Here is a 19,780-nt window from a genome sequence, read left to right as displayed (position 1 = left end):
TTCCAGTCTCTGTTCCCGTCGGCCGGCGGATTGTTGTTTTGGGGGAAGCCGGCTCTTTCATTCTTTTTAATATGCCACGGCTAAGCGCCGGGCGGGTGTGAGGATTTCAGACCCGCTCGATCACCATGGCGATGCCCTGGCCGACGCCGATGCACATGGTGCACAGCGCATAGCGGCCCTGGCGGCGTTCCAACTCGTTCAGCGCGGTGGTGACGAGGCGCGCGCCGCTCATGCCCAGCGGGTGGCCGAGCGCGATGGCGCCGCCGTTGGGGTTCACGTGCTCGGCGTCGTCGGGCAGGCCGAGGTCGCGCAGCACCGCGAGCGCCTGGGCCGCGAAGGCCTCGTTCAGCTCGATGACGTCCATCTGGTCGAGCGTCAGGCCGGTCTGGGCGAGCACCTTGCGGGTGGCGGGCGCAGGCCCCATGCCCATGATGCGCGGCGGCACGCCGGCCGTCGCCATGCCGACAACGCGGGCGCGCGGCGTCAGGCCGTGACGCTTGGCGCCATCCTCCGAGGCCAACAGAAGGGCGGCGGCGCCATCGTTCACCCCCGACGCATTGCCGGCGGTGACGGAGCCGTCCTTGCGGAACGGGGTCTTGAGCTTCGCCAGCGCCTCCAGCGTCGTCTCTGGGCGCGGGTGCTCGTCCGTATCGACCACCACCGGGTCGCCCTTGCGCTTGGGGATCGTCACCGGCGTGATCTCGGCGGCGAGGCGCCCGGCCTCCATGGCGCTCGCGGTGCGCTGCTGGCTGCGGAGGGCGAAGGCGTCCTGGTCCTCGCGGGCGATGTGGAAGTCGGCGGCGACGTTCTCGGCGGTCTCCGGCATGCTGTCGATGCCGAACTGCTCCTGCATGATCTTGTTGACGAAGCGCCAGCCGATGGTGGTGTCATGGACCGCGTTGGCGCGCGAGAACGCCGTTTCCGCCTTCGGCATGACGAAGGGCGCGCGGCTCATGCTCTCCACCCCGCCCGCGATCCACAGGTCGCCGTCGCCGGCCTTGATGGAGCGCGCTGCCAAGCCCGTGGCGTCCATGCCGGAGCCGCACAGGCGGTTGACGGTGGTGCCCGGCACCTCGGTCGGCAGCCCGGCCAGCAGGGCGGCCATGCGGGCGACGTTGCGGTTGTCCTCGCCGGCCTGGTTGGCGCAGCCGAGGATCACGTCGTCCACCTGGTTCCACTCGACGGACTTGTTGCGCTCCATCAGCGCCTTGAGCGGCACGGTGGCCAGATCGTCGGCGCGGACGCTCGCCAGCGCGCCGCCGTAGCGGCCGACGGGGGTGCGGATGGCGTCGCAGATGAAAGCGTCGCGGGTCATTGCGCGGCCTCCTCTCCCGGCAGGTCGGCGACCTGGCCCTTGATGGTGCGGGAATTGCCCCGGAACATGGCGAGCACCACGCCATCCTGGTTGGTGACGGTGACGTCGGTGACACCGCCGCGGCCCTGCTGCCAGGTTTCCGTGCCCTCGGCGGTCAGCACGTCGCCAAGCTTGCCCGGCGCGCAGAACGTCACGCTCGCCGACTGGGCGACGGTGACGCGGTTGTGGCTGTTGCAGGCGTAGGCGAAGCAGGTGTCGGCCAGCGTGAAGCACAGGCCGCCGTGCAGGATGTCGTGCCCGTTCACCATGTCCTGGCGCACCGTCATGGTGCACTTGGCGAAGCCGGGCGCGACCTCCGTCACTTCGATGCCGAGGGCCTGGGCGGCGTGGTCGCGGGCGTACATGGCCTCGCGGGCGGCCTCGGCCACCTGCTGCTTGCGGGCGGGCTCCATGATCGGATCACCTTCAGGCATGGAAACGGGTTCCTCCCAGGACCTTGCGCCGCAGCAGCGCCGACGGGCGGTAGCGGTCCTCGTGATAGGTTTCGTACAAATTGGTGAGGGTGGCGTGGATGCGCTCCAGGCCCAGGTCCTCGGCCCAACCGAGCGGCCCGCGCGGGTAGTTCACGCCCTTGGTCATGGCGGTGTCCACGTCGGCCGCGCCGGCGACGCCCTGGAAGACGGCGTCGGCGGCCTCGTTGGCGAGCATGGCGACGGTGCGGGTGACGATCAGCCCCGGCACGTCGTCGATCACCGACACGGCCAAGCCGGCGGCCTGGAGCAGCCCCACGGCCTTTTCCAGCGTGCCGGGCGCGGCCTGATCGGCGACGGCGACGGCGATGCGGGTCGCCTGCATGAAGTCCAGCGCCAGGTCGTAGACGACCACGTCCGTCAGCCCCTCGGCCTCGGCCACCTCCGTCGCTGTGCCGCCGTCGGAGGGCAGCAGGACAACGCCATCGACGGTGATGGAGAAATCCTCGGCCTCCTCAACCTCCACCGCCACGCCGTTGGCGCGCAGGCGGTCGAGCAGGGGGGCGTTGGCATCGGCGACCACCGGGCCTTCCGGCATGGGGCAGGGGGCGGCGGTGGCGGGCTCGGGCGTCTCGGCGCCCTCGGCGTAGTCGTAGAAGCCGCGCCCGGTCTTGCGGCCGAGCCAGCCGGCGTCCACCAGGTCCTTCTGCACCAGCGACGGCAGGAACCGCTTGTCGTTGTAGTAGGCGGCGAAGACCGACGAGGTGACGGCGTAGTTCACGTCATGGCCGATCAGGTCCATGAGCTGGAACGGCCCCATTCGGAAGCCGCCGCACTCGCGCATGACGGCGTCGATGGTGGCGACGTCCGCGCCCTGTTCCTCCAGCACCCGCAAGGCTTCGGCATAGAAGGGCCGGGCCACGCGGTTGACGATGAAGCCGGGGGTGGAGCGCGCGTGCACCGGGCTCTTGCCCCAGGCCGCCGCCGTGGCGTGGACGGTGGCGGCGACGGCCGGATCGGTGGCGACGCCGGAGATCACCTCCACCAGCTGCATCACAGGGGCGGGGTTGAAGAAGTGCATCCCCACCAGCCGCTCCGGCCGCTTGAGGCCCGCGCCGATGGCGGTCAGCGACAGGCTGGAGGTGTTCGACGCCAGGATGACGCTCTCGCCGCACAGGTCTTCCAGCGTCCCGAAGACCTCCTGCTTGACCTCCAGGCGCTCCACGATGGCTTCCACCACCAGGGCGGCGTCGGACAGGCCCTCCAGCGCGTCCACGACCGTGATGCGGTCGAGCAGGGCGTCGCGGTCGGCCTCGCTCATGCGGCCCTTTTCGACCCGCTTGCCGAGCTGCCCGGCGACACCCTCCTTGCCCTTGGCGGCGGCGCCCGGGGCGGCGTCGAACAGCACGACGGGATGCCCGGCGGCGGCGGCGACCTGGGCGATGCCGGCCCCCATGGTGCCGGCGCCGATGACGCCGACAACGGAAGAGTCGGGCAGGGCGGTGGCGGTGGTGTGGTCGGTCATGCCCGGCCTCACTTGCCCACGAACGCCGGCTGGCGCTTGTTCATGAAGGCGTCCACGCCCTCCTGATAATCGCGCGTGCGGCCGGCGAGGCTTTGCAGGTCGCGCTCCAGGTTCAGTTGCTGGTCCAGGGTGTTGGTCCAGGTTTCCTTCAGCGCCCGCTTGATGAGCGCGAGGCCGGCGGTCGGCTGGGTGGCGAGGTGCTTCGCCAGGGCCTCGGCTTCTTCCGCCAGGGCCTCGTCGTCCACGGCCTTCCAGATCATGCCCCAGTCGGCGGCCTTGTCGGCGGGGACCTTCTCGCCGGTCAGCATCAGCGCGGCGGCGCGGGCCGGGCCGACAAGGCGGGGCAGGGACCACGTGCCGCCGGAATCGGGCACGAGGCCGATCTTGCAGAACGCCTGGATGAACGACGCCGAGCGCGCGGCCAGCACGATGTCGCAGGCGAACGCCAGGTTGGCGCCGGCGCCGGCGGCCACACCGTTCACCGCGCAGATCACCGGCATCTCAAGGTCGGCGATGGAGCGGATGAGCGGGTTGTACCGCTTCTCCAGGCTCTCCGCCAGGTCCGGCGCCTCACCGCCGGGAGACACGGCGCGGTCGCCCAGGTCCTGGCCGGCGCAGAAGCCGCGCCCGGCGCCGGTGATGAGCAGGCAGCGGACGCTTTCATCCGTGCGCGCGGCCTTGATGGCCTCGGCCAGTTCCCCGTGCATCTGGACGGTGAAGCTGTTCAGCTTGTCCGGGCGGTTCAGCGTGATCTTCGCCACGCCGTCGGCGACCTCGTACAGGATCGTCTCGGTGTTCATGCCTCTGCGTCGTCCTTTGTGGCTTGTCTCAGCGGCCGGTGAAGGCCGGGCGGCGCTTTTCCAGGAAGGCGCTCACGCCCTCGCGTTTATCCTCGGTTGCGAACAGTTGGCAGAAGGCCCGGCGCTCGGCGTGCAGGCCCTGTTCCAGCCCCACCTCGTGCGCCTTGAGCACCGCTTCCTTCGCCATGCGCACGGCCAGCGGCGGCTTGGCGGCGATGGTCTCGGCGATGGTGATGGCGCGGTCTTCCGTCAGTTCCGGCTGGGTCACCTCGCTCACCAGCCCCTGGGCGAGCGCGGTTTGCGCGTCGATGAAGGCGCCTGTCAGCGCCATGAGCATGGCGTTGGACTTGCCGACCGCGTGGGTCAGGCGCTGGGTTCCGCCGGCGCCGGGAATGATGCCCAGGTTCACCTCCGGCTGACCGAAGACGGCCGTGGTGCCGGCGATGAGGATATCGGCGTGCATGGCGAGTTCATTCCCGCCGCCCAGGCAATAGCCGTTGATGGCCGCGACGATGGGCTTGGGGAAGGACCGGATGGCCTTCCAATGGCCGGGGCGGGCGTCGTCGAGGATGGACGTCGCGTCATGCGCCGCCAGTTCCCCGATGTCGGCCCCGGCGGCGAAGACCTTGGGGCCGCCGGTCAGCACGACACAGCGCACGTCGGCATCGCGCGCGGCGGCATCGAGCGCCTCGGCGATCTCGCGCAGGGTCTGGGTCCGCAGGGCGTTGCGGGCCTTGGGGCGGTCGATGGTCAGACGCAGGACGCCCGGACGCACCATGTCGATGCGGATATCGGCGAACGGGGTCTCCGCTCCGGCCTCCGAACGCCCCGCCCGAGTGAACTCGGCCGTGGTCATCGTGTCTCGTGTCCTCCCTGTCCGCCCCCGGTTCATCCAGGGTGCGGAGGCCCGTCGTGTCAGGTGTTGGCGGCGGATGCGCCAGCGCCCCGCCGGGCTGCAATTTTTAATGATACAAAATCCTGTCACCAGCGTCGGAAAATGTAAACCTTTTTGAGCCCGTGCCGCAGGTGCCGAAAGGCGTAACCGCTGGGCTCAGGCGGTCGGCACGGGCGGCAGCGTCAGGCCCAAGCCCTTGAGGCGCGGTCCGATATCGACCAGCCAGCGGTTCAGAAGCTCGCCGCTGGTGGCCTGGCGCAGGCCGTATTTCAGGTACTGCTGGCTCTGGTCCGTCGCCCCGTGGCGGCCGAAGGTGGCGGCGACGCGCGGGAACCAGTAGTCAACGTTGACCTGCGGCGTGCGGTGGTCGCGCAGGCGCTCCACCTCCTGGCGCAGGCCCTCTTCGCCCCATTCGGCGTGGGTCTTCTCCCGGCTCGCAATGGCGCCCATCACCTCGGCCATGGGGCGGTAGGAGGAGCCCGCCAGCTCATCGATCTGCACGGCCGAGGCGGTGCCCATGAGCAGGTTGAGGACGACCGCATCCGTCCACCCCTCCAGCGGGTAGTGAAACACGTTCAGCCGCTTGTCCGATCCCACGCGCCGCGCGCCCAGGTCCAGCGAGCGATCCAGCCGCGACCACCAGCAGTGGCTGCGCACATAGAGTTCCGGGTTGATACCAAACGGCTCCATCAAACTCAGGCCCTGTTCGGCGTGGCGGTACTTTTCGCTGACGATTCGCGCCGCGATGCTGCGCTGCTTCAGCCCCGGCGCGCTGTTGATGAACGGCACGAAGCCCGCCGCGCCCGCCAGTTCGCTGTCGACGAAGACAGCCATCAGCCGCATCAGTTCGCCTTTGTAACCCGGCGACAGCGTGTCGTCGGCCCCCAGCGTCCCGCCGCCCGCGACGTGTTCGATGACCTCGGAATCCGCTCGTGCCATGGATCTGCGCCCTCCCTTGCGTGTTCTGTGTTTTGCGCGTGATACAAAAATAGACACTTAGCCTGCGATTTGGTATCACAAAATTCCGACGTGGGCGAGTGGGTTCCGTTAACGGAAACCGGACCGCTCCGGGAGGCCAGGAAAACAGGCAACAAGAACGTAAGAACGGGGACGGACATCCATGAGCAGCATCCTGATTCTCGTCGGCACCGAATCGGGCAACGCGCAGATGGTGGGCGAGACCCTCATGGACGAGTTCAGCGCCAAGGGCCACGATGTGGACATGGCCATGGACGACGCCACGCTCGACGGGCTGGATCTGCCCGCGCGCGACGTGCTGCTGGTGGTGACCTCCACCCACGGCCTGGGCGAACTGCCCGACAATATCATCCCCGTCCACGACGCGCTGGGCGAGGAGAAGCCGGACCTGTCGGGCTTGAAGTACGGCGTCATCGCGCTGGGCGACCAGACGTATTCCGACACCTTCTGCAAGGCCGGCAAGACCATGGATGCGTTGCTGGCCGAACTCGGCGCCCACAAGGTCGGGGAGCGCCTGGAAATCGACGCCTGCACCCAGCCCCTGCCCGACGAGGACGCGCTGACCTGGGGCGAGGAATGGCTGGCGCAGCTGGGCTGACCGCCCGCTTTCTGCGCTGCTCAACGAACAGAACAAGACAACAGGGAACACCGCCGCCGCCGGAAGGTTCATGCAAGGCCGGTGGCGCACCGTCCAAGGAAACGGAGACCCCGATGAACGTCATCAGCACCCGCGCGATGGAGCTTGTGTCCAAGCACAAGCCGACGCTGGAAAAGGCGGTCGAGGCCGCAAATGCGCGCGGCTATTGGTCGCTCTACCCCGAGCACCTGAAGCCCTACGGCGAGACTGCCAAGGACGACGGTATGGCCGCCTTCAAGGCGCACCTGGGCAAGCCGTTCGAGATCGACGTGCCCGGCGCGTCCGGCACTGTCGGCGCCGAGGAAAGCCCGTTCGGCATCGAGATGGGCATCACCTACCCGAAGCCCGACATCGACGAAGTCCTGAAGGCCGCCCAGGCCGCCATGCCGGACTGGCGCCGCGCCGTGCCGGAAGTGCGCGCGAGCGTCTGCGCCGAAATCCTGGAGCGCCTCAACAAGCGCACGCCGGAGATGATCTTCGCCGTCATGCACACCACCGGCCAGGCCTTCATGATGGCCTTCCAGGCCGGCGGCCCGCACGCCCAGGACCGCGGGCTGGAGGCCGTCACCTACGGCTACATGGCCATGACGCAGGTGCCGGAAGGCGAGGTGATCTGGGAGAAGCCCCAGGGCAAGAACCCGCCGCTGGTCATGAAAAAGCACTGGCGCGTCGCCCCGCGCGGCGTCGCGGTGACGATCGGATGCTCCACCTTCCCCACCTGGAACGGCTACCCCGGCCTGTTCGCAAGCCTGGTGACCGGCAACCCGGTGGTGGTCAAGCCGCATCCGGGTGCCGTGCTGCCGCTGGCGATCACGGTCAAGATCGCGCGCGAGGTTCTGGCGGAAGCCGGCTTCGACCCCAACCTGGTGACGCTCGCCGCCGACGACCACAACGCCCCCATCGCCAAGGAGCTGTGCACCCGGCCCGAGGTGAAGGTGATCGACTTCACCGGCTCCACCGCCTTCGGCAACTGGCTGGAAGACAACTGCCGGCAGGCGCAGGTCTACACGGAAAAGGCCGGCGTGAACTTCGTCGTCATCGAGTCGACGGATGACTTCAAGGGCATGATCCGCAACATGTCCTTCACCCTGTCCCTTTACACGGGCCAGATGTGCACCACCACGCAGAACATCTTCGTCCCCAAGGGCGGCATCGAGACCGACCAGGGCCACAAGAGCTTCGACGAGGTGGCGGAGGCGCTGGCGAAGGGCGTGGAGAAGTTCCTGTCCGACGACGCCCGCGCGGTGGAAGTTCTGGGCGCCATCCAGAACCCCGCCACGGCCGAGCGCATCAAGGAGGCGGAAAAGATGGGCCAGGTCATCCTGGAAAGCCGCCCCATCGACCACCCGTACCTGAAGGGCGCCCGCGTCCACACGCCGGCCATGCTGGTGCTGGAAAAGGACCGAGCGGCGGACTACTGCAAGGAGTGCTTCGGCCCCGTGTCCTTCGTCATCGCTTGCGACGACGGCGCGGACTGCATCGAGACCGCCAAGCGCACGGTGCGGGAGCACGGCGCCATCACCGCCGGCCTGTACTCCACCAGCCGCGACTTGGTCGAGCAGGCGGAGGAAGCCTGCCTGGATGCGCAGGTCGCCCTGTCGGTCAACCTGACGGGCGGCGTGTTCGTGAACCAGACGGCGGCCTTCAGCGACTTCCACGCCACCGGCGGCAACCCGGCGGCCAACGCGGCCCTGGTGGACCTGGCCTTCGTCGCCAACCGATTCCGCTTCGTCGGCGTGCGCGAACCCGCGTAGCGCCGAAGAAGGAGGCCCCTGCCTCATCTTGCCCCGCCGGCTTTGGTCGGCGGGGCTTTTTGTGGGGAGGGGCTGGGTCTGGCGGGGTGCGGCGAGGCCACGAAGACACGAAGGGCACGAAGCCGGTGTGCTGATGGAGCGTGCTGCGGCTTCAGGGTCCAGCGTCGCTTTTGAAACACCAAGACACCAAGACACCAAGGCTTTTCGGCTTCGCCGGAATGGTTATGCGAGGGAGCCACGGGCTCCCTCGCGCTCCCTCGACGATTTAATCATCATGAACCTGACGGACCGGGCGAAGGTGGTCGGGAAGAGGATGATTGCGCGCCTTCGCGCGCTGTCTTGATGCCTTGGTGTCTTGGTGTTTCACCCGCACTACGCAGACCGCTGAAGCCGCAGCGCCACAGCAAGCACATCCTCTTGGTGTTCTTCGTGCCTTCGTGGCTATCCATGCAAAACGGCCGGAGCCTTGCACGAAGGCTCCGGCCGCTTGCCGAGTTCCAATCCGTGCGGGCGGATTAGAACCAGTTTTCGTCGATGTCCGTGATGGCGCCGGTGACGGGGTCGATTTCGATTTCCATCTCGTCCGTGCCGCCCGGCGGCACGGCCTCGACCTCGTAGCTGCCCCACTCGACATCGAATTCCTCGATGTTGGTGTAGCCGCGATCCAGAAGGTTGGCGATGATCTGGCTGGGAGTCTTGTAGTCGACCGTGTCGTAGACGTAGATCTCGGCCATCATTTCCTCGGCGGCGCGGTCGGCCTCGGCCATGTCGTCCTGGGCGAGGGCGGGGGCGGCCGTCATGGCGGCGGCGGTCATGGATGCGGCGGCGGTCATGGCGGCGAAGCGTTTCATGTCTTGGCCTCCGTCGGAGTAGTTTTAGGGATCGAGCCACCCTTCCGGCGGCTCTTTCACCCTTTCCAACGCAAGCGAAGCTGTATCGTTCGTAAGCGAAGGCCCACCGAAGATCAGGCGTCGAAGTCCACCGTCAGGCTCTTCGTCTTGGGGCGGGCTTGGCAGGACAAGATGTATCCTGCCTTCACTTCAGCCTCTTCAAGGCCGTAATTGACGTCCATCGCCACGTCGCCATCGACCACCTTGCAGCGGCAGGTGGCGCAGACGCCGCCCTTGCAGGCGAAGGGCAAGTCCAGGCCGGCGGTGCGGCCGGCGTCCAGCACCGTTTCCGCGCGGTCCATGGCGAACTCGGTGTTCAGCCCGTCCATGGTGATGCGCACCGTCGTCTGCTCGCCCGTCGGCTCCGAGGCGGGCTTGGCGGCGGCCTTGGCCTGGCCGGGCGCGCCGAACAGCTCGAAATGGACATGTCCCGAGGGGAAGGCCCGGTCCTTCAGGGCATCGCGCACGGCCTCCGTCATGCCTTCGGGGCCGCAGACGAAGACGTGATCGGTGGTCTCCAGGTCCACGAAGGCGTCCAGCAGCGCGTCCACTTTCTCGCGGTCCAGCCGGCCGCGCAGCAGGTCGGTCTGCTGCACGTCGCGGGACAGGACGTGGAAGACGCGCAGGCGGTCCATGTAGGTGTTCTTCAGGTCCTCCAGGTCTTCCCGGAAGATGATGGAGCCGCCGCGCCGATTGCCGTAGAACAGCGTCACGTCGCTGTCGGGCTCCAGCGCCAGCACGGTCTTGACGATGGACATGACCGGCGTGATGCCGCTGCCGGCGGCGAACAGGACGTAGCTCTTGGCCTTTTCCGGCTCGATGGGCGTGGTGAAGCGGCCCGCCGGCGGCATCACCTCCAGCACGTCGCCAGGGTGAAGGCGGGAGTTGGCGTAGGTGGAGAACACCCCGCCCGGCACGGTCTTCACCGCCACGCGCAGGCGGCCTTCGGGCACGCCGGCGCAGATGGAATAGCTGCGGCGGACTTCCTCGCCGTCGATGGTGGTCTTCAGCGTCAGGTACTGGCCCTGGCGGAAGTCGTAGGCGTCGCGCAAGTCCTCCGGCACGTCGAAGCCGATGGAGACGCAGTCCTCGGTCTCGCGCTTGATGTCGCTGACGGTCAGGGTGTTGAAGCGGGCCATGGTCGATGGTCCTCAGATGCACTTGAAGTAGTCGAAGGGCTCAAGGCAGTCGCGGCAGCGATGCAGCGCCTTGCACGCCGTGGAGCCGAACTCGGACACCTGTTCCGTGTTCTCCGACCCGCAGTGCGGGCAGGTGACGGAGGAGACCTCCGGGTCCAGCAGCGCCATTTTGGAGGCTTCCCCGGCGGGCGGCGCGATGCCGGCCTCCAGTAGCTTCTGCCGGCCCCGGTCGGTGATCCAGTCGGTGGTCCAGGCGGGCGAGAGCGCGCGCTTGATGGTCACCGACGCGAACCCGGCCGCGCGCAGAGCAACCTCGGCGTCCAGCTCGATCACCGACACCGCCGGACAGCCGGAGTAGGTGGGGGACAGGTCCGCCCGCACCGTTCCGTCGCCGCCAGCCTCCACCGCCCGGACGATGCCCAGATCCACGATGGAAAGCTGCGGGATTTCAGGGTCGAAGACGGTTTCCAGGGCCTCCCACGCCCGCTGTTCGGCGGTGGCATCGCGCATGGCGGTCACCACTCGCTGTCGGGGTAGGCGCGCTGCATCCACTGCATTTCCGCCAGCAGGAAGCCCAGCGCCTCGGAATGCTCGCCGCGCCGGCCGCCTGTCGGCCGCCACTCGGTGCCGGGCAGGGTGAGCGTCGCCTCCTTGAGGATGGCCGCCAGTCGCTCGTCGAAACGCGGGCGCAGGGCGGCGCGATCGACGGCAACGCCGGCCTTGATGAGGCGGTCTTCCAGCGCGTCGGTCTCGAACAGTTCGTGGGCATAGGGCGCCAGCGCATCCAGGGCGGCCTGCGCGCGGCGGTGGCTTTCCTCGGTCCCGTCGCCCAGGCGGATAAGCCAATTGGCGGAAAAGCGCAGATGATAGGCGCTTTCCTTCACGGCCTTGGCGGCGACGGCGGCCAGGGTTTCGTCGGCCGAGGCGGCCAGCGCCTCCTGGAAGGGCAGGTCGAAGCAGTCGAACAGCACCTGACGGACGATGGTTTCCGCGAAGTCGCCGTTGGGCTGCTCCACCAGCAGGACATTGCGGAAGTCGCCGATGTCGCGCAGGAAGGCGATGCTGTCCTCGTCGCGGCCCTCGTTCTCCAGCGCGGCGGCGTGGGAGAGCAGCGTGCGCGCGCGGCCGAACAGGTCCAGCGACAGGTTCATCAGCGCGATGTCCAGTTCCATCTCCGGGCTTTTCGCGCACCACTCGGACAGGCGCTGGCCCAGGATGAGGCTGTCGTCGCCGAGCCTGAGTGCATAGGCCACCACGTCGGCGGCATCGACGCCCGGAACGGTGGTGCCGATGGTGCCCAGTGTCACGGCCGGATCAGTGCCGGCGGGCAGGGGAGAGGCTTGGGGGTCGATCATGGCTCCGGCGCCCTCCTTACATGTGCCCGACGTCGTCGGGGATCTCGTAGAAGGTCGGGTGGCGGTAGACCTTGTCGTCGGCCGGGTCGAACAACTCGCCCTTGTCCTCGGGCGCGCTGGCGATGATGGCCTCGGCCGGCACCACCCACAGCGAGGCGCCTTCGCCCCGGCGGGTATAAAGGTCGCGCGCGTTCTCCAGCGCCATGCGGCCATCGGCGGCACGTATGCTACCGGCGTGCTTGTGCGCGAGACCGTTCTTGCCGCGCACGAAGACCTCCCAGAGCGGCCAATGCTGCTTGCTCATGATCCTGTCCGTTCCCTGTGTCTTATCGTTGTATCGCTGTCGGCAGAGCCGCTCGTCAGGCCGCCTGCGACGCCGCCTCGGCCCGCTCGCGGCGCTTCTCGGCATGGGCGAGGGCGGCCTCGCGCACCCAGGCGCCGTCGTCATGGGCCTTGCGGCGGGCGTTCAGGCGCTGGCGGTTGCAGGGGCCGTTGCCCTTGACGACCTCCATGAACTCGTCCCACGGCGGGGTGCCGAAGTCGTAGTGGCCGCGCTCCTCGTTCCATTTCAGGTCGGGGTCGGGGATGCTCAGGCCCAGGAATTCCGCCTGCGGCACGGTCTGGTCGACGAAGCGCTGGCGCAACTCATCATTCGAGTGGCGCTTGATCTTCCAGGCCATGGAGCGCGCGGAGTTGGGGCTGTCGTGGTCGGGCGGGCCGAACATCATCAGGCACGGCCACCACCAGCGGTTCAGGGCCTCCTGCGCCATCTTCTTCTGAGCGTCGGTCCCGCGCGCAAGCTGGAGCATGATCTCGTAGCCCTGGCGCTGGTGGAAACTCTCCTCCTTGCACACGCGCACCATGGCGCGGGCATAGGGACCGTAGGACGTGCGGCACAGCGGCACCTGGTTGGTGATGGCCGCGCCATCCACCAGCCAGCCGATGGCGCCGATGTCGGCCCAGGTCGGGGTGGGATAGTTGAAGATGCTGGAATACTTGGCCTTCCCTTCCAGCAGGGCGTCGACCATGTCGTCGCGCGAGGCGCCCAGCGTTTCCGCGGCGCTGTAGAGGTAGAGGCCGTGGCCCGCCTCGTCCTGGACCTTGGCGATCAGGGCGACCTTGCGGCGCAGGCTGGGCGCGCGCGTGATCCAGTTGCCTTCCGGCTGCATCCCGATGATTTCCGAATGCGCGTGCTGGCTGATCTGGCGCACCAGCGTCTTGCGGTAGGCCTCGGGCATCCAGTCCTTGGGCTCGACCTGGCCGTCGGCGCTCACGTGTTCCTCGAACGCGGTTTCGCGCGGATCGGTGGCGGTCAGGGCATCCTTCATCGCAGCGTGTCCTCCCACAGGGACGCGGCCGTTCGGGCCGCCTGTTTTCCATGGTCTGGAATATAGTACAGAAATCCCGATGATGCCAAGGAAAGTGTAACGCTTTTAAGGATGGGTTGCGGTTAGCCATATCGGTTACAACGCAGAAAATGGCGAAAAATGCCGATTGTCAGTGCGTAACGGAGCGGCTGCGGGGGGCGCGCGATTTGATACGCTTATATTTTTCATGGTCATAAATGGCACGATGGTTAGCACTGCGACAAGGCCCTCCGCTTGCCGGGAAGGCCGCGCCGTGGCACTTCTGCCGGGGCTTGATCAGCAGCAGGAGGGCAGGGCATGGCGATTGCGGACTTTCGGCTGGATGGCCGCGTGGCACTGGTGACGGGTGCCGGGCGGGGTCTCGGCGCTGTCATGGCGCGGGCGCTGGCCGAGGCAGGGGCGCTGGTGCTGGTCAACGGGCGCGCCGCAGATCGCCTGGCTCCGCTGGTCGAGGCCATTCGCGCCGAGGGCGGCACGGCCGAGCCTCTGGCCTTCGACGTGACCGACGAAGCCGCTGTCGCTGCCGCGTTCGCCACGATCGACGGAAAATATGGCGGGCTCGACATTCTCGTGAACAACGCCGGCACCCGCGACCGCCGGGGCCTTGCCGACCTGCCGGCCGATGCCGCCCGCGCCGTGGTGGAGGGCAACCTGATGGGGCCCTTCCTGCTCTGCCGTCGGGCGGCGGCGGGCATGGTCGCGAAAGGGGCAGGGCGGATCATCAACATGACCTCCATCGCCGGTCCCGTGGCGCGGGCGGGCGACCCCGCATACACCATGAGCAAGGGCGGCCTGGAGGCGCTGACGCGCGCGCTGGCAGCGGAACTGGGCGCTGCGGGGGTAACGGTCAATGCCGTGGCGCCCGGCTTTTTCGCCACCGAAGCCAACGCGGAGATGGCCGCTGACGATGGCATTGCCGCCTGGCTCAAGGGCCGAACGTCGCTCGGCCGCTGGGGCCGCCCGGCGGAGATTGCGGGGGCGGTCGTGTTCCTGGCCTCGCCGGCGGCATCCTACATCACCGGGCACACACTCTTTGTCGACGGCGGCCACGTCACCCATTTCTGACGCGGCGCGCGTTGTAACGGCAAGTCCAACGAGTATCCAGGAGGTTCATTTATGGCCCACCGTCCCAAGGTCGTCGCCTTCGACGTGATCGAGACCACCTTCTCCCTCCATCCGCTGCGTGATCGGCTGGAGGAGATCGGTGTGCGCAGCGACGCCCTGCCGACGTGGTTCGCCCGGTCGCTGCGTGACGCGTTTGCGTTGGCGGCGACGGACTGCTTCGAACCTTTCCGCAGCGTGCTGGAAGCAAACCTGATCGCCGTCGCCCGCGACCACGGCACCGACCCGGACGAGGCCCAGCGCGACCGGGTGCTGTCCACCTTCGCCAAGCTGCCGCCCCACGACGACGCGCGCCCGGCGCTGGAGGCGCTGCGGGAGGCGGGTGTCATGGCCGTCGCCCTGTCCAACGGCAGCCTCTCGGCGACGGAAGCGCTGTTCGAGGGCGCCGGCCTGCGCGATATGGTGGCCCATGTGCTGAGCGTCGAGGACGTGGGACTCGCAAAGCCCCGGCGCGAGGTCTACCACAAGGCCGCGTCCGCCTGCGGCATCACGCCCGAGGAATGCGCCCTGGTGGCGGCGCATCCGTGGGACATCCACGGTGCGGCGGCGGCCGGACTGTCCACGGGCTACGTCGCCCGGCACGAGCCCTTTCCCGCCATTTTCCGTCAGCCGTCGGTGACGGGCGCCTCGCTGACTGAGGTGGTGGACGGCCTGCTGGCGCTGTCCGAGTAGGGGCGCGACGGGCAAGCGAAACGGGCCGGAGCCACTGAGGCTCCGGCCCGTTCGTCATTCACGCCTTGAGCGTTTTAGCGTTCGGCCAGTTCCTCGGGCTGAATGCCCGGGACGTGCGGCATCGCGTCGACGATCACGCGGCCGTCCGGCAGGACGTAGGCGAGATCAGGGTCGATCACCGCGCCGGTCTGCGGGTCGTAGAAGTGAAGCTCCGAGCCCCGCATGCCCATCTGCTGGCCCTGGTCGCGGCCCTGCATCTGGCCCATCATCTGGCCGCGCTGCTGCTGGCGGCGCTGGTCCATATAGGCCTGGTCCAGACGGCGCTGGAAGTTTTCGCGCCACTGCTGGTAGCTGCGGTCCATCTCGCTCAGCTGATCGGCGCGCCAGCGGCTGTAGTCCTCGTCCAGCTGCGACAGGCGGTCCGCCCGAAACTCGCGATAGCGGTCCATCTGGCCGTCACGCTGCGCCTGCTGCTGCATCTGGCGCATCTGCTGGTTCCGGTTCATCTCCATCTGGCCCATCTGCTGGCCCATCTGGCCCATCTGCTGGCCCATCTGGCCCATCTGGCCCATCTGACCCATCTGCTGTCCGCCGTCCTGCTGCATGCGGCGGCGGAACTCTTCGGCGTCGATGGCGTCCTGCTGGTCGAGCATGCGCTGGTAGCGCTGCATCATGCGGTCCTCGCGGCGCTGCGCCCAGGACTCATCCTGCTGGCCCTGGCCCTGCTGCGCCATCTGCTGGCCCTGGCCGCCGGGCATGTCCTGCATGCGCTGAAGCTGGTCGCGGCTCATGGGGATGACCACCAGATTGCCCGGCGTTTCGGCCGAGAAGCTCTCGCGGTCCGTGCTCATGCGGCTTTGGGGGTCGTGATAGCCCGCATCGAAGGCATCCTGCGGCACGACCATCACCATGGTGCCCGGCGGCAGATCGCGGCCCTCGCTCAGGGCCTGCAGAAGGCGCTTGGCCCGCTGCTGCTCGAACTGCGGCTGATCGGCGGCGACCTTTTCCTCCGCGCCGGCCCCGGCGTCGGGTTGGCCGGTCGCGGTGCCGGTGCCGGTGCCGGCGCCGGTGGCGGCCGTCTCGCCGGTCATTCCTTCGCCGAAGGACGGGACGGGCTCGGAATCCTCGTCATAGAATTCGGTGGCGGCGTCGGTTTCGGTATCCCCCGTCGTGCCGGTGGGGGCGGCCGCCTGCTCCTGATCGGTGTCGGCGCCGGTGTCGGCCGTCTCCGCGCCGGCGGCGGCATCCTGCTCGCCGTTGGTCTCGGCGGAGGTGCCGAGGTTCGTCGGCGTCTGAATGTCGCCGTTCTGCTCGGCCGTGTTGGTTGCATTGTCCTGCGCCAGCGCACCGCCGGCCGTCAGGGCCACGGTGGCGATGCCGGTCATCAGGGCGGACGCGAGCGTCGTGGATCGGGTGCGCTTGCACATGAGAGTCATGGGCGTTGTCCTCTCTGCATCGTTGCACGATGATCGTGAAATTACTGGACGACGCTTTCTACTCATCTTCCTCTTTTTCCTCCGGTCACTGGCGTCGCCCGGCCGTCTACTGTCGCAACGAACAGTGATGGACGGGGTTGCCACGTCGATCCGTTGTGTCACCCCCAGATCATTTATGGAAATGCATCCAATTCGCACTCTTGCCAGCGCCGGGCGTTCGTCGGGTATGCTGAAGGCCTGCAACCGCGCGAGGCGCCGCCATGACACATCGTCCCGACAAGTCGCCGCGACCCGAGTATCGCCTGACGGAATGGGAGCGCGATTGGGAAATCCACAAGCACCAGCGGGCGGCCGAGCGGGCCCGCAAGGGGCCTATCCTGCGCGCCATGCGGCGGGGCTTCATGCTCCGGTGCCCCAACTGCGACAAGGGCAGGCTGCTGACGGGCTTCCTGACGCCCAGCCCGTCGTGTGGCCACTGCGGCGAGGCCTATGACCATATCCGCACCGACGACTTCGCCCCGTGGCTGGGCATTTTCGTGATCGGTCACACGCTGGTGCCGCTGGCGATCCTGGTGGAAAAACTGTTCGCTCCGTCGCTTCTGGTGCACCTGCTGCTGTGGGTGCCCATCGGGCTGGAGATGGTGCTGCTGTTCCTGCCCCGCGCCAAGGGCATGGGGCTCGGCTTCATGTGGGCCTTGGGCTTGCGCGGGGACGAGCACCAGTATTAGGCGCCACCGGTGCGCCGGTCCTGCCGGAGACGGGTCAACTCGTCCTGCTGGTCTGGAAGGTCAGGATGCAGGTCAGGCCTTCGGGCTCGAACCGCATGTCGGCGTCTCCGCCGGCTTCCGTCTTGATGGCGCCGGTGATGACGCGCGTGCCGAACCCCATGTGTGTCGGCGGTGTCACCGGCGGACCGTCCCGCTCCCGCCATTCCAGCCGGCCGAGTCCGCCGGGTGTGCGGGACCAGGTGATGCGAACGGTGCCGCCGGTTGTGGAGAGGGCGCCGTACTTGGTGGCGTTCGTTGCCAGTTCGTGCATGGCAAGCGCAAGCGTCGTTGCCGTGGCGGGCGGTACCGCGAGGACCGGCCCGGCCAGCGTCACCCGGCCGCGCGACCCGTCGTCCTCGGCCAGGGGGAGGACAACATGTTCGGCCAGGTCGCCCACCGTGGCCGCCTGCCAGTCGTTGCGGGTCAGCGCCGAATAGGCCTCGGCCAGCGTGTGCACCCGGCCCTCGAAGGTTTTCATGAAGGCTTCGGGCGTCTGGGGCGTCTGGCGCATGGTCTGCCGTGCCAGGGCCAGCACCATGGAGAACATGTTCTTGGTGCGGTGGCTGAGTTCGTTCAGCAGGAACCGCGCCCACTGTTCCGACCGCTCGCGTTCCTCCAGCACGTCCCGCGTGCGAAGCTGCACGGCCCGGACGCGCCGCGCGCTGCGCACGGCGGTCAGCAGGTCGGCCTCGGTGGTCGGGCGGCGCAGGACCGTCAGCGGCGTGTCCGGCCGCCGGGACAGAAGGGGGGCGGTCAGGCGGCGCACGTCCGTTCCCGTGCTGCAGAGCAGGATGACGGGCGGTGCGGACCACTGCGGTTCCGCCGCCTGGAAGCCCGCCAGAGCCGCAACGACGGCAGGGCCGAGCGCTTCCTCCGTCAGCAGCAGGATGCCCGGGTGCAGGGCCTTGATGGCCTTGGGCGCCGTGGGAAGGGCGCCGTTGGCGTCGCCCCGCCGCACCGGCACGCCGGCGGCCTGCAGCGCCTCCACCAGGATGGCGGCATCACCGCCGAACGGTGCCAGCACGACGGCCGTTCCGGCGTCCGGCGGTCCGGTCGCGGCGTCGGGGCCGGGCAGGTCGCCGGTCAATGCGGCACACCCAGCTGGAAGTGGCGGCGCATGTCCACGTCATCCCGGATGGGATGGACGCTGAGGCCGTCGGACGTGATGGAGAACTCCCGCAAGACCGTTTCGTGCGGGCCGTAGCGCTTCTTGACGACGGCCAGGGTGCGGCGGATTTCGCTTGTGGCCTCGTACTGGCGCAGCAGCAGGATGGTGTCGGCCATCAGGCTCATGTCCACATCGGGGCGGGCGCCGGCCCCGACGATGCCCTGGATGTTCATGGTCAGGATGGTCAGCACCTTGTGGCGGCCCAGGAAGCTGAGCAGGCTGTGGATTTGCGTCATCGCCTCGCGCTCGTCCGGCATGGCCGCGACGAGGCCCTGCAGACTGTCGATGCCGATGATGTCGGCGCCGGCATGAACCTCGGCCTGGATGTGCTGGAACAACTGGCCGGGCGAGACCTCCATGGGATCGATACGGTTCAGTTGCACGGTGCCGGGCTGATCGTCGAGGCCCAGGCTGAGGTCGGCGGCGCGCTGGCGGAAAATGTCTGGGCGCTCCTCGAACAGGAACAGCGCCGCCCGCCGGCCTTCCCTGGCGGCGTTGCGGGCATAGGCGGTCAGCAGCGTGGACTTGCCGGTGCCTGCGTATCCGGCAAGCATGAGCGTGCCGCCGCCCGACAACTGGCCGCCGTACAGGGCGTCGAGGTCCTCGATCCCGCTGCCAAGGCTGGGCACCGGCTTGTCGGTTTCGTGCTGGCGCGGCAGGATGCGCGGATAGACCTCCACGCCGCCGCGGCGGATGGTCATGTCGTGGTAGCCTTCCACGAAGGCATGGCCGCGCAGTTTCGTGACGGCGATGCGGCGGCGGGCGGTGCCGTGCGGCGGCAGGTTCCAGGTCATGCGGATGACGCCATGGGCCATGGCGTCGATGTCCCCCGACAGGATGTCCGAGCTTTCCGCCGTGTCCAGGACCACCCCCGTGACGCCGTGCCGGCCCAGCATGTCCTTGATTTCCAGGAACTGGCGGCGGAAGCGGAGCGGGGAACTGCTGAGCAGCCGGATCTCGCCGACGGTGTCCAGCACAAGGCGGGCGGGCGCCGTTTCCTTGATGATGTTCTCGATCGCGTTCATGGTGGCGGCGAACTCGACGTCGGTGGTCTGCAGCACCGTCTGGTCGCGCGTGGCCAAGCGGGCGAGGCCGCTCGGCGACAATTCGCGCACGATTCCGGCGTCGAGTTCTATGTCGTGGGACCGGGCGATGCCGAGCAATTCGTCCTCGGTCTGGGAAAGGGTCAGGTACAGCACCCGCTCACCCTGCTTCAGCCCCTCAAGCAGGAAATGAAGGCCCAGCGTCGTCTTGCCGGTGCCGGGCTCGCCGATGACGACATAGGCGTGGCCGCGAGGCAGGCCGCCGTTCAGGATGTGGTCGAGGCCCCTTATGCCGGACCCGATAAGCGTCTTTTCAGCTGCTTGACCCACGAAATGGCTCCCTGTCCCGAAATGCACTGCTGAAACAGCCGTTTGGCCCGGCGCGCATCCTTAAGCGATTGTTCCTGTTGTGGAAGCATATCGGACCCCATGGGAGGCGGCAAACGA

At 68.1% G+C, this 19,780-nt stretch carries 20 protein-coding genes; 5 read left to right on the top strand and 15 right to left on the bottom strand.

The genetic code is table 11. The features are described from left to right. Positions 1 to 106 precede the first annotated feature (106 nt). The 6 genes from pcaF to C882_RS08440 all read right to left on the bottom strand — a co-directional run bounded on the left by pcaF (position 107) and on the right by C882_RS08440 (position 5,944). Positions 107 to 1,315: a 3-oxoadipyl-CoA thiolase gene (gene pcaF / locus C882_RS08465; RefSeq protein ID WP_009540163.1), complete on the bottom strand. Its 1,209-nt coding sequence runs from the start codon at positions 1,313 to 1,315 to the stop codon at positions 107 to 109. Further along, the gene (gene paaI / locus C882_RS08460) at positions 1,312 to 1,788 is read right to left on the bottom strand and encodes a hydroxyphenylacetyl-CoA thioesterase PaaI (RefSeq protein ID WP_009540162.1); all 477 of its coding nucleotides are present in this window, start codon (positions 1,786 to 1,788) and stop codon (positions 1,312 to 1,314) included. Before paaI ends, pcaF begins: the two co-directional genes overlap by 4 nt. Next, the gene (gene paaH, locus C882_RS08455; RefSeq protein WP_009540161.1) at positions 1,781 to 3,310 is read right to left on the bottom strand and encodes a 3-hydroxyacyl-CoA dehydrogenase PaaH; all 1,530 of its coding nucleotides are present in this window, start codon (positions 3,308 to 3,310) and stop codon (positions 1,781 to 1,783) included. The genes paaI and paaH overlap by 8 nt, the downstream gene beginning before the upstream one ends. 8 nt (positions 3,311 to 3,318) lie before the next feature. After that, positions 3,319 to 4,110 carry a 2-(1,2-epoxy-1,2-dihydrophenyl)acetyl-CoA isomerase PaaG gene (paaG, locus tag C882_RS08450; protein ID WP_009540160.1) on the bottom strand — a complete coding sequence of 264 codons (792 nt, stop codon included), beginning with the start codon at positions 4,108 to 4,110 and terminating at the stop codon, positions 3,319 to 3,321. A gap of 28 nt (positions 4,111 to 4,138) precedes the next feature. Beyond that, the gene (locus C882_RS08445) at positions 4,139 to 4,966 is read right to left on the bottom strand and encodes an enoyl-CoA hydratase-related protein (RefSeq protein WP_009540159.1); all 828 of its coding nucleotides are present in this window, start codon (positions 4,964 to 4,966) and stop codon (positions 4,139 to 4,141) included. A gap of 195 nt (positions 4,967 to 5,161) precedes the next feature. Further along, positions 5,162 to 5,944: a Phenylacetic acid catabolic protein gene (locus tag C882_RS08440; RefSeq protein WP_009540158.1), complete on the bottom strand. Its 783-nt coding sequence runs from the start codon at positions 5,942 to 5,944 to the stop codon at positions 5,162 to 5,164. Between the two features lie 181 nt (positions 5,945 to 6,125). On the opposite strand from C882_RS08440, the gene C882_RS08435 reads away from it, so the two are divergent. After that, positions 6,126 to 6,581: a flavodoxin domain-containing protein gene (locus C882_RS08435; RefSeq protein WP_009540157.1), complete on the top strand. Its 456-nt coding sequence runs from the start codon at positions 6,126 to 6,128 to the stop codon at positions 6,579 to 6,581. Positions 6,582 to 6,694: 113 nt separating this feature from the next. After that, a complete protein-coding gene (gene paaN, locus C882_RS08430) occupies positions 6,695 to 8,374 on the top strand; it encodes a phenylacetic acid degradation protein PaaN (RefSeq protein WP_009540156.1) in 1,680 nt (559 codons plus the stop codon). A 515-nt stretch (positions 8,375 to 8,889) separates the two neighbouring features. On the opposite strand, the gene C882_RS08425 is transcribed toward paaN, so the two are convergent. From C882_RS08425 to paaA, 6 genes are all read right to left on the bottom strand, one after another. Further along, positions 8,890 to 9,225, bottom strand: coding sequence for a PepSY domain-containing protein (locus tag C882_RS08425; RefSeq protein WP_009540155.1), 336 nt, complete (start codon positions 9,223 to 9,225; stop codon positions 8,890 to 8,892). A gap of 113 nt (positions 9,226 to 9,338) precedes the next feature. Then, positions 9,339 to 10,403 carry a 1,2-phenylacetyl-CoA epoxidase subunit PaaE gene (gene paaE / locus C882_RS08420; protein WP_009540154.1) on the bottom strand — a complete coding sequence of 355 codons (1,065 nt, stop codon included), beginning with the start codon at positions 10,401 to 10,403 and terminating at the stop codon, positions 9,339 to 9,341. Between the two features lie 12 nt (positions 10,404 to 10,415). Then, positions 10,416 to 10,913, bottom strand: coding sequence for a 1,2-phenylacetyl-CoA epoxidase subunit PaaD (gene paaD, locus C882_RS08415; protein WP_043644545.1), 498 nt, complete (start codon positions 10,911 to 10,913; stop codon positions 10,416 to 10,418). 5 nt (positions 10,914 to 10,918) lie between these two features. Next, the gene (gene paaC / locus C882_RS08410; RefSeq protein ID WP_009540152.1) at positions 10,919 to 11,758 is read right to left on the bottom strand and encodes a 1,2-phenylacetyl-CoA epoxidase subunit PaaC; all 840 of its coding nucleotides are present in this window, start codon (positions 11,756 to 11,758) and stop codon (positions 10,919 to 10,921) included. Positions 11,759 to 11,774: 16 nt separating this feature from the next. Further along, positions 11,775 to 12,062: a 1,2-phenylacetyl-CoA epoxidase subunit PaaB gene (paaB, locus tag C882_RS08405; RefSeq protein WP_009540151.1), complete on the bottom strand. Its 288-nt coding sequence runs from the start codon at positions 12,060 to 12,062 to the stop codon at positions 11,775 to 11,777. Between the two features lie 55 nt (positions 12,063 to 12,117). Further along, positions 12,118 to 13,086 (bottom strand): 1,2-phenylacetyl-CoA epoxidase subunit PaaA, encoded by a 969-nt coding sequence (gene paaA / locus C882_RS08400; protein WP_009540150.1) that lies wholly within the window; start codon positions 13,084 to 13,086, stop codon positions 12,118 to 12,120. Between the two features lie 336 nt (positions 13,087 to 13,422). On the opposite strand from paaA, the gene C882_RS08395 reads away from it, so the two are divergent. Both C882_RS08395 and C882_RS08390 read left to right on the top strand, forming a co-directional pair. Further along, positions 13,423 to 14,190, top strand: a complete 768-nt coding sequence (locus C882_RS08395) for an SDR family oxidoreductase (protein ID WP_009540149.1) — start codon at positions 13,423 to 13,425, stop codon at positions 14,188 to 14,190. Between the two features lie 51 nt (positions 14,191 to 14,241). Beyond that, a complete protein-coding gene (locus C882_RS08390) occupies positions 14,242 to 14,919 on the top strand; it encodes a haloacid dehalogenase type II (RefSeq protein ID WP_009540148.1) in 678 nt (225 codons plus the stop codon). Positions 14,920 to 14,993: 74 nt separating this feature from the next. Here C882_RS08390 and C882_RS24995 read toward each other — a convergent pair whose 3' ends face one another. Further along, entirely contained in the window at positions 14,994 to 16,355 is a 1,362-nt protein-coding gene (locus tag C882_RS24995) for a hypothetical protein (protein WP_009540147.1), read from the bottom strand. 260 nt (positions 16,356 to 16,615) lie between these two features. Between C882_RS24995 and C882_RS08380 the strand changes: the two genes are divergently transcribed. Then, complete coding sequence (locus C882_RS08380; protein WP_009540146.1) at positions 16,616 to 17,083, top strand: DUF983 domain-containing protein; 468 nt, start codon at positions 16,616 to 16,618, stop codon at positions 17,081 to 17,083. Between the two features lie 34 nt (positions 17,084 to 17,117). On the opposite strand, the gene C882_RS08375 is transcribed toward C882_RS08380, so the two are convergent. Together C882_RS08375 and C882_RS08370 are read right to left on the bottom strand one after the other, a co-directional pair. Further along, positions 17,118 to 18,209 carry a sensor histidine kinase gene (locus C882_RS08375; RefSeq protein ID WP_009540145.1) on the bottom strand — a complete coding sequence of 364 codons (1,092 nt, stop codon included), beginning with the start codon at positions 18,207 to 18,209 and terminating at the stop codon, positions 17,118 to 17,120. After that, entirely contained in the window at positions 18,206 to 19,663 is a 1,458-nt protein-coding gene (locus tag C882_RS08370; protein WP_009540144.1) for an ATPase domain-containing protein, read from the bottom strand. Before C882_RS08370 ends, C882_RS08375 begins: the two co-directional genes overlap by 4 nt. Positions 19,664 to 19,780 lie beyond the last annotated feature (117 nt).

Origin of the sequence: Caenispirillum salinarum AK4 (assembly GCF_000315795.1) — a bacterium.
GTDB classification, from domain to species: Bacteria; Pseudomonadota; Alphaproteobacteria; order Rhodospirillales; family Rhodospirillaceae; genus Caenispirillum; species Caenispirillum salinarum.
Note: the sequence above shows the minus strand (reverse complement) of the source record. Positions and strands in the feature narration are given on the sequence as shown.

Coding starts and splice junctions, on each gene's coding strand:
- paaA (WP_009540150.1), bottom strand. CDS start 13,086: ATGAAGGATGCCCTGACCGCCACCGATCCGCGCGAAACCGCGTTCGAG.
- paaH (WP_009540161.1), bottom strand. CDS start 3,310: ATGACCGACCACACCACCGCCACCGCCCTGCCCGACTCTTCCGTTGTC.
- C882_RS08425 (WP_009540155.1), bottom strand. CDS start 9,225: ATGAAACGCTTCGCCGCCATGACCGCCGCCGCATCCATGACCGCCGCC.
- C882_RS08380 (WP_009540146.1), top strand. CDS start 16,616: ATGACACATCGTCCCGACAAGTCGCCGCGACCCGAGTATCGCCTGACG.
- pcaF (WP_009540163.1), bottom strand. CDS start 1,315: ATGACCCGCGACGCTTTCATCTGCGACGCCATCCGCACCCCCGTCGGC.
- paaN (WP_009540156.1), top strand. CDS start 6,695: ATGAACGTCATCAGCACCCGCGCGATGGAGCTTGTGTCCAAGCACAAG.
- paaG (WP_009540160.1), bottom strand. CDS start 4,110: ATGAACACCGAGACGATCCTGTACGAGGTCGCCGACGGCGTGGCGAAG.
- C882_RS08435 (WP_009540157.1), top strand. CDS start 6,126: ATGAGCAGCATCCTGATTCTCGTCGGCACCGAATCGGGCAACGCGCAG.
- C882_RS08390 (WP_009540148.1), top strand. CDS start 14,242: ATGGCCCACCGTCCCAAGGTCGTCGCCTTCGACGTGATCGAGACCACC.
- paaB (WP_009540151.1), bottom strand. CDS start 12,062: ATGAGCAAGCAGCATTGGCCGCTCTGGGAGGTCTTCGTGCGCGGCAAG.
- C882_RS08440 (WP_009540158.1), bottom strand. CDS start 5,944: ATGGCACGAGCGGATTCCGAGGTCATCGAACACGTCGCGGGCGGCGGG.
- paaE (WP_009540154.1), bottom strand. CDS start 10,403: ATGGCCCGCTTCAACACCCTGACCGTCAGCGACATCAAGCGCGAGACC.
- C882_RS08445 (WP_009540159.1), bottom strand. CDS start 4,966: ATGACCACGGCCGAGTTCACTCGGGCGGGGCGTTCGGAGGCCGGAGCG.
- paaC (WP_009540152.1), bottom strand. CDS start 11,758: ATGATCGACCCCCAAGCCTCTCCCCTGCCCGCCGGCACTGATCCGGCC.
- paaD (WP_043644545.1), bottom strand. CDS start 10,913: ATGCGCGATGCCACCGCCGAACAGCGGGCGTGGGAGGCCCTGGAAACC.
- paaI (WP_009540162.1), bottom strand. CDS start 1,788: ATGCCTGAAGGTGATCCGATCATGGAGCCCGCCCGCAAGCAGCAGGTG.
- C882_RS08395 (WP_009540149.1), top strand. CDS start 13,423: ATGGCGATTGCGGACTTTCGGCTGGATGGCCGCGTGGCACTGGTGACG.
- C882_RS24995 (WP_009540147.1), bottom strand. CDS start 16,355: ATGACTCTCATGTGCAAGCGCACCCGATCCACGACGCTCGCGTCCGCC.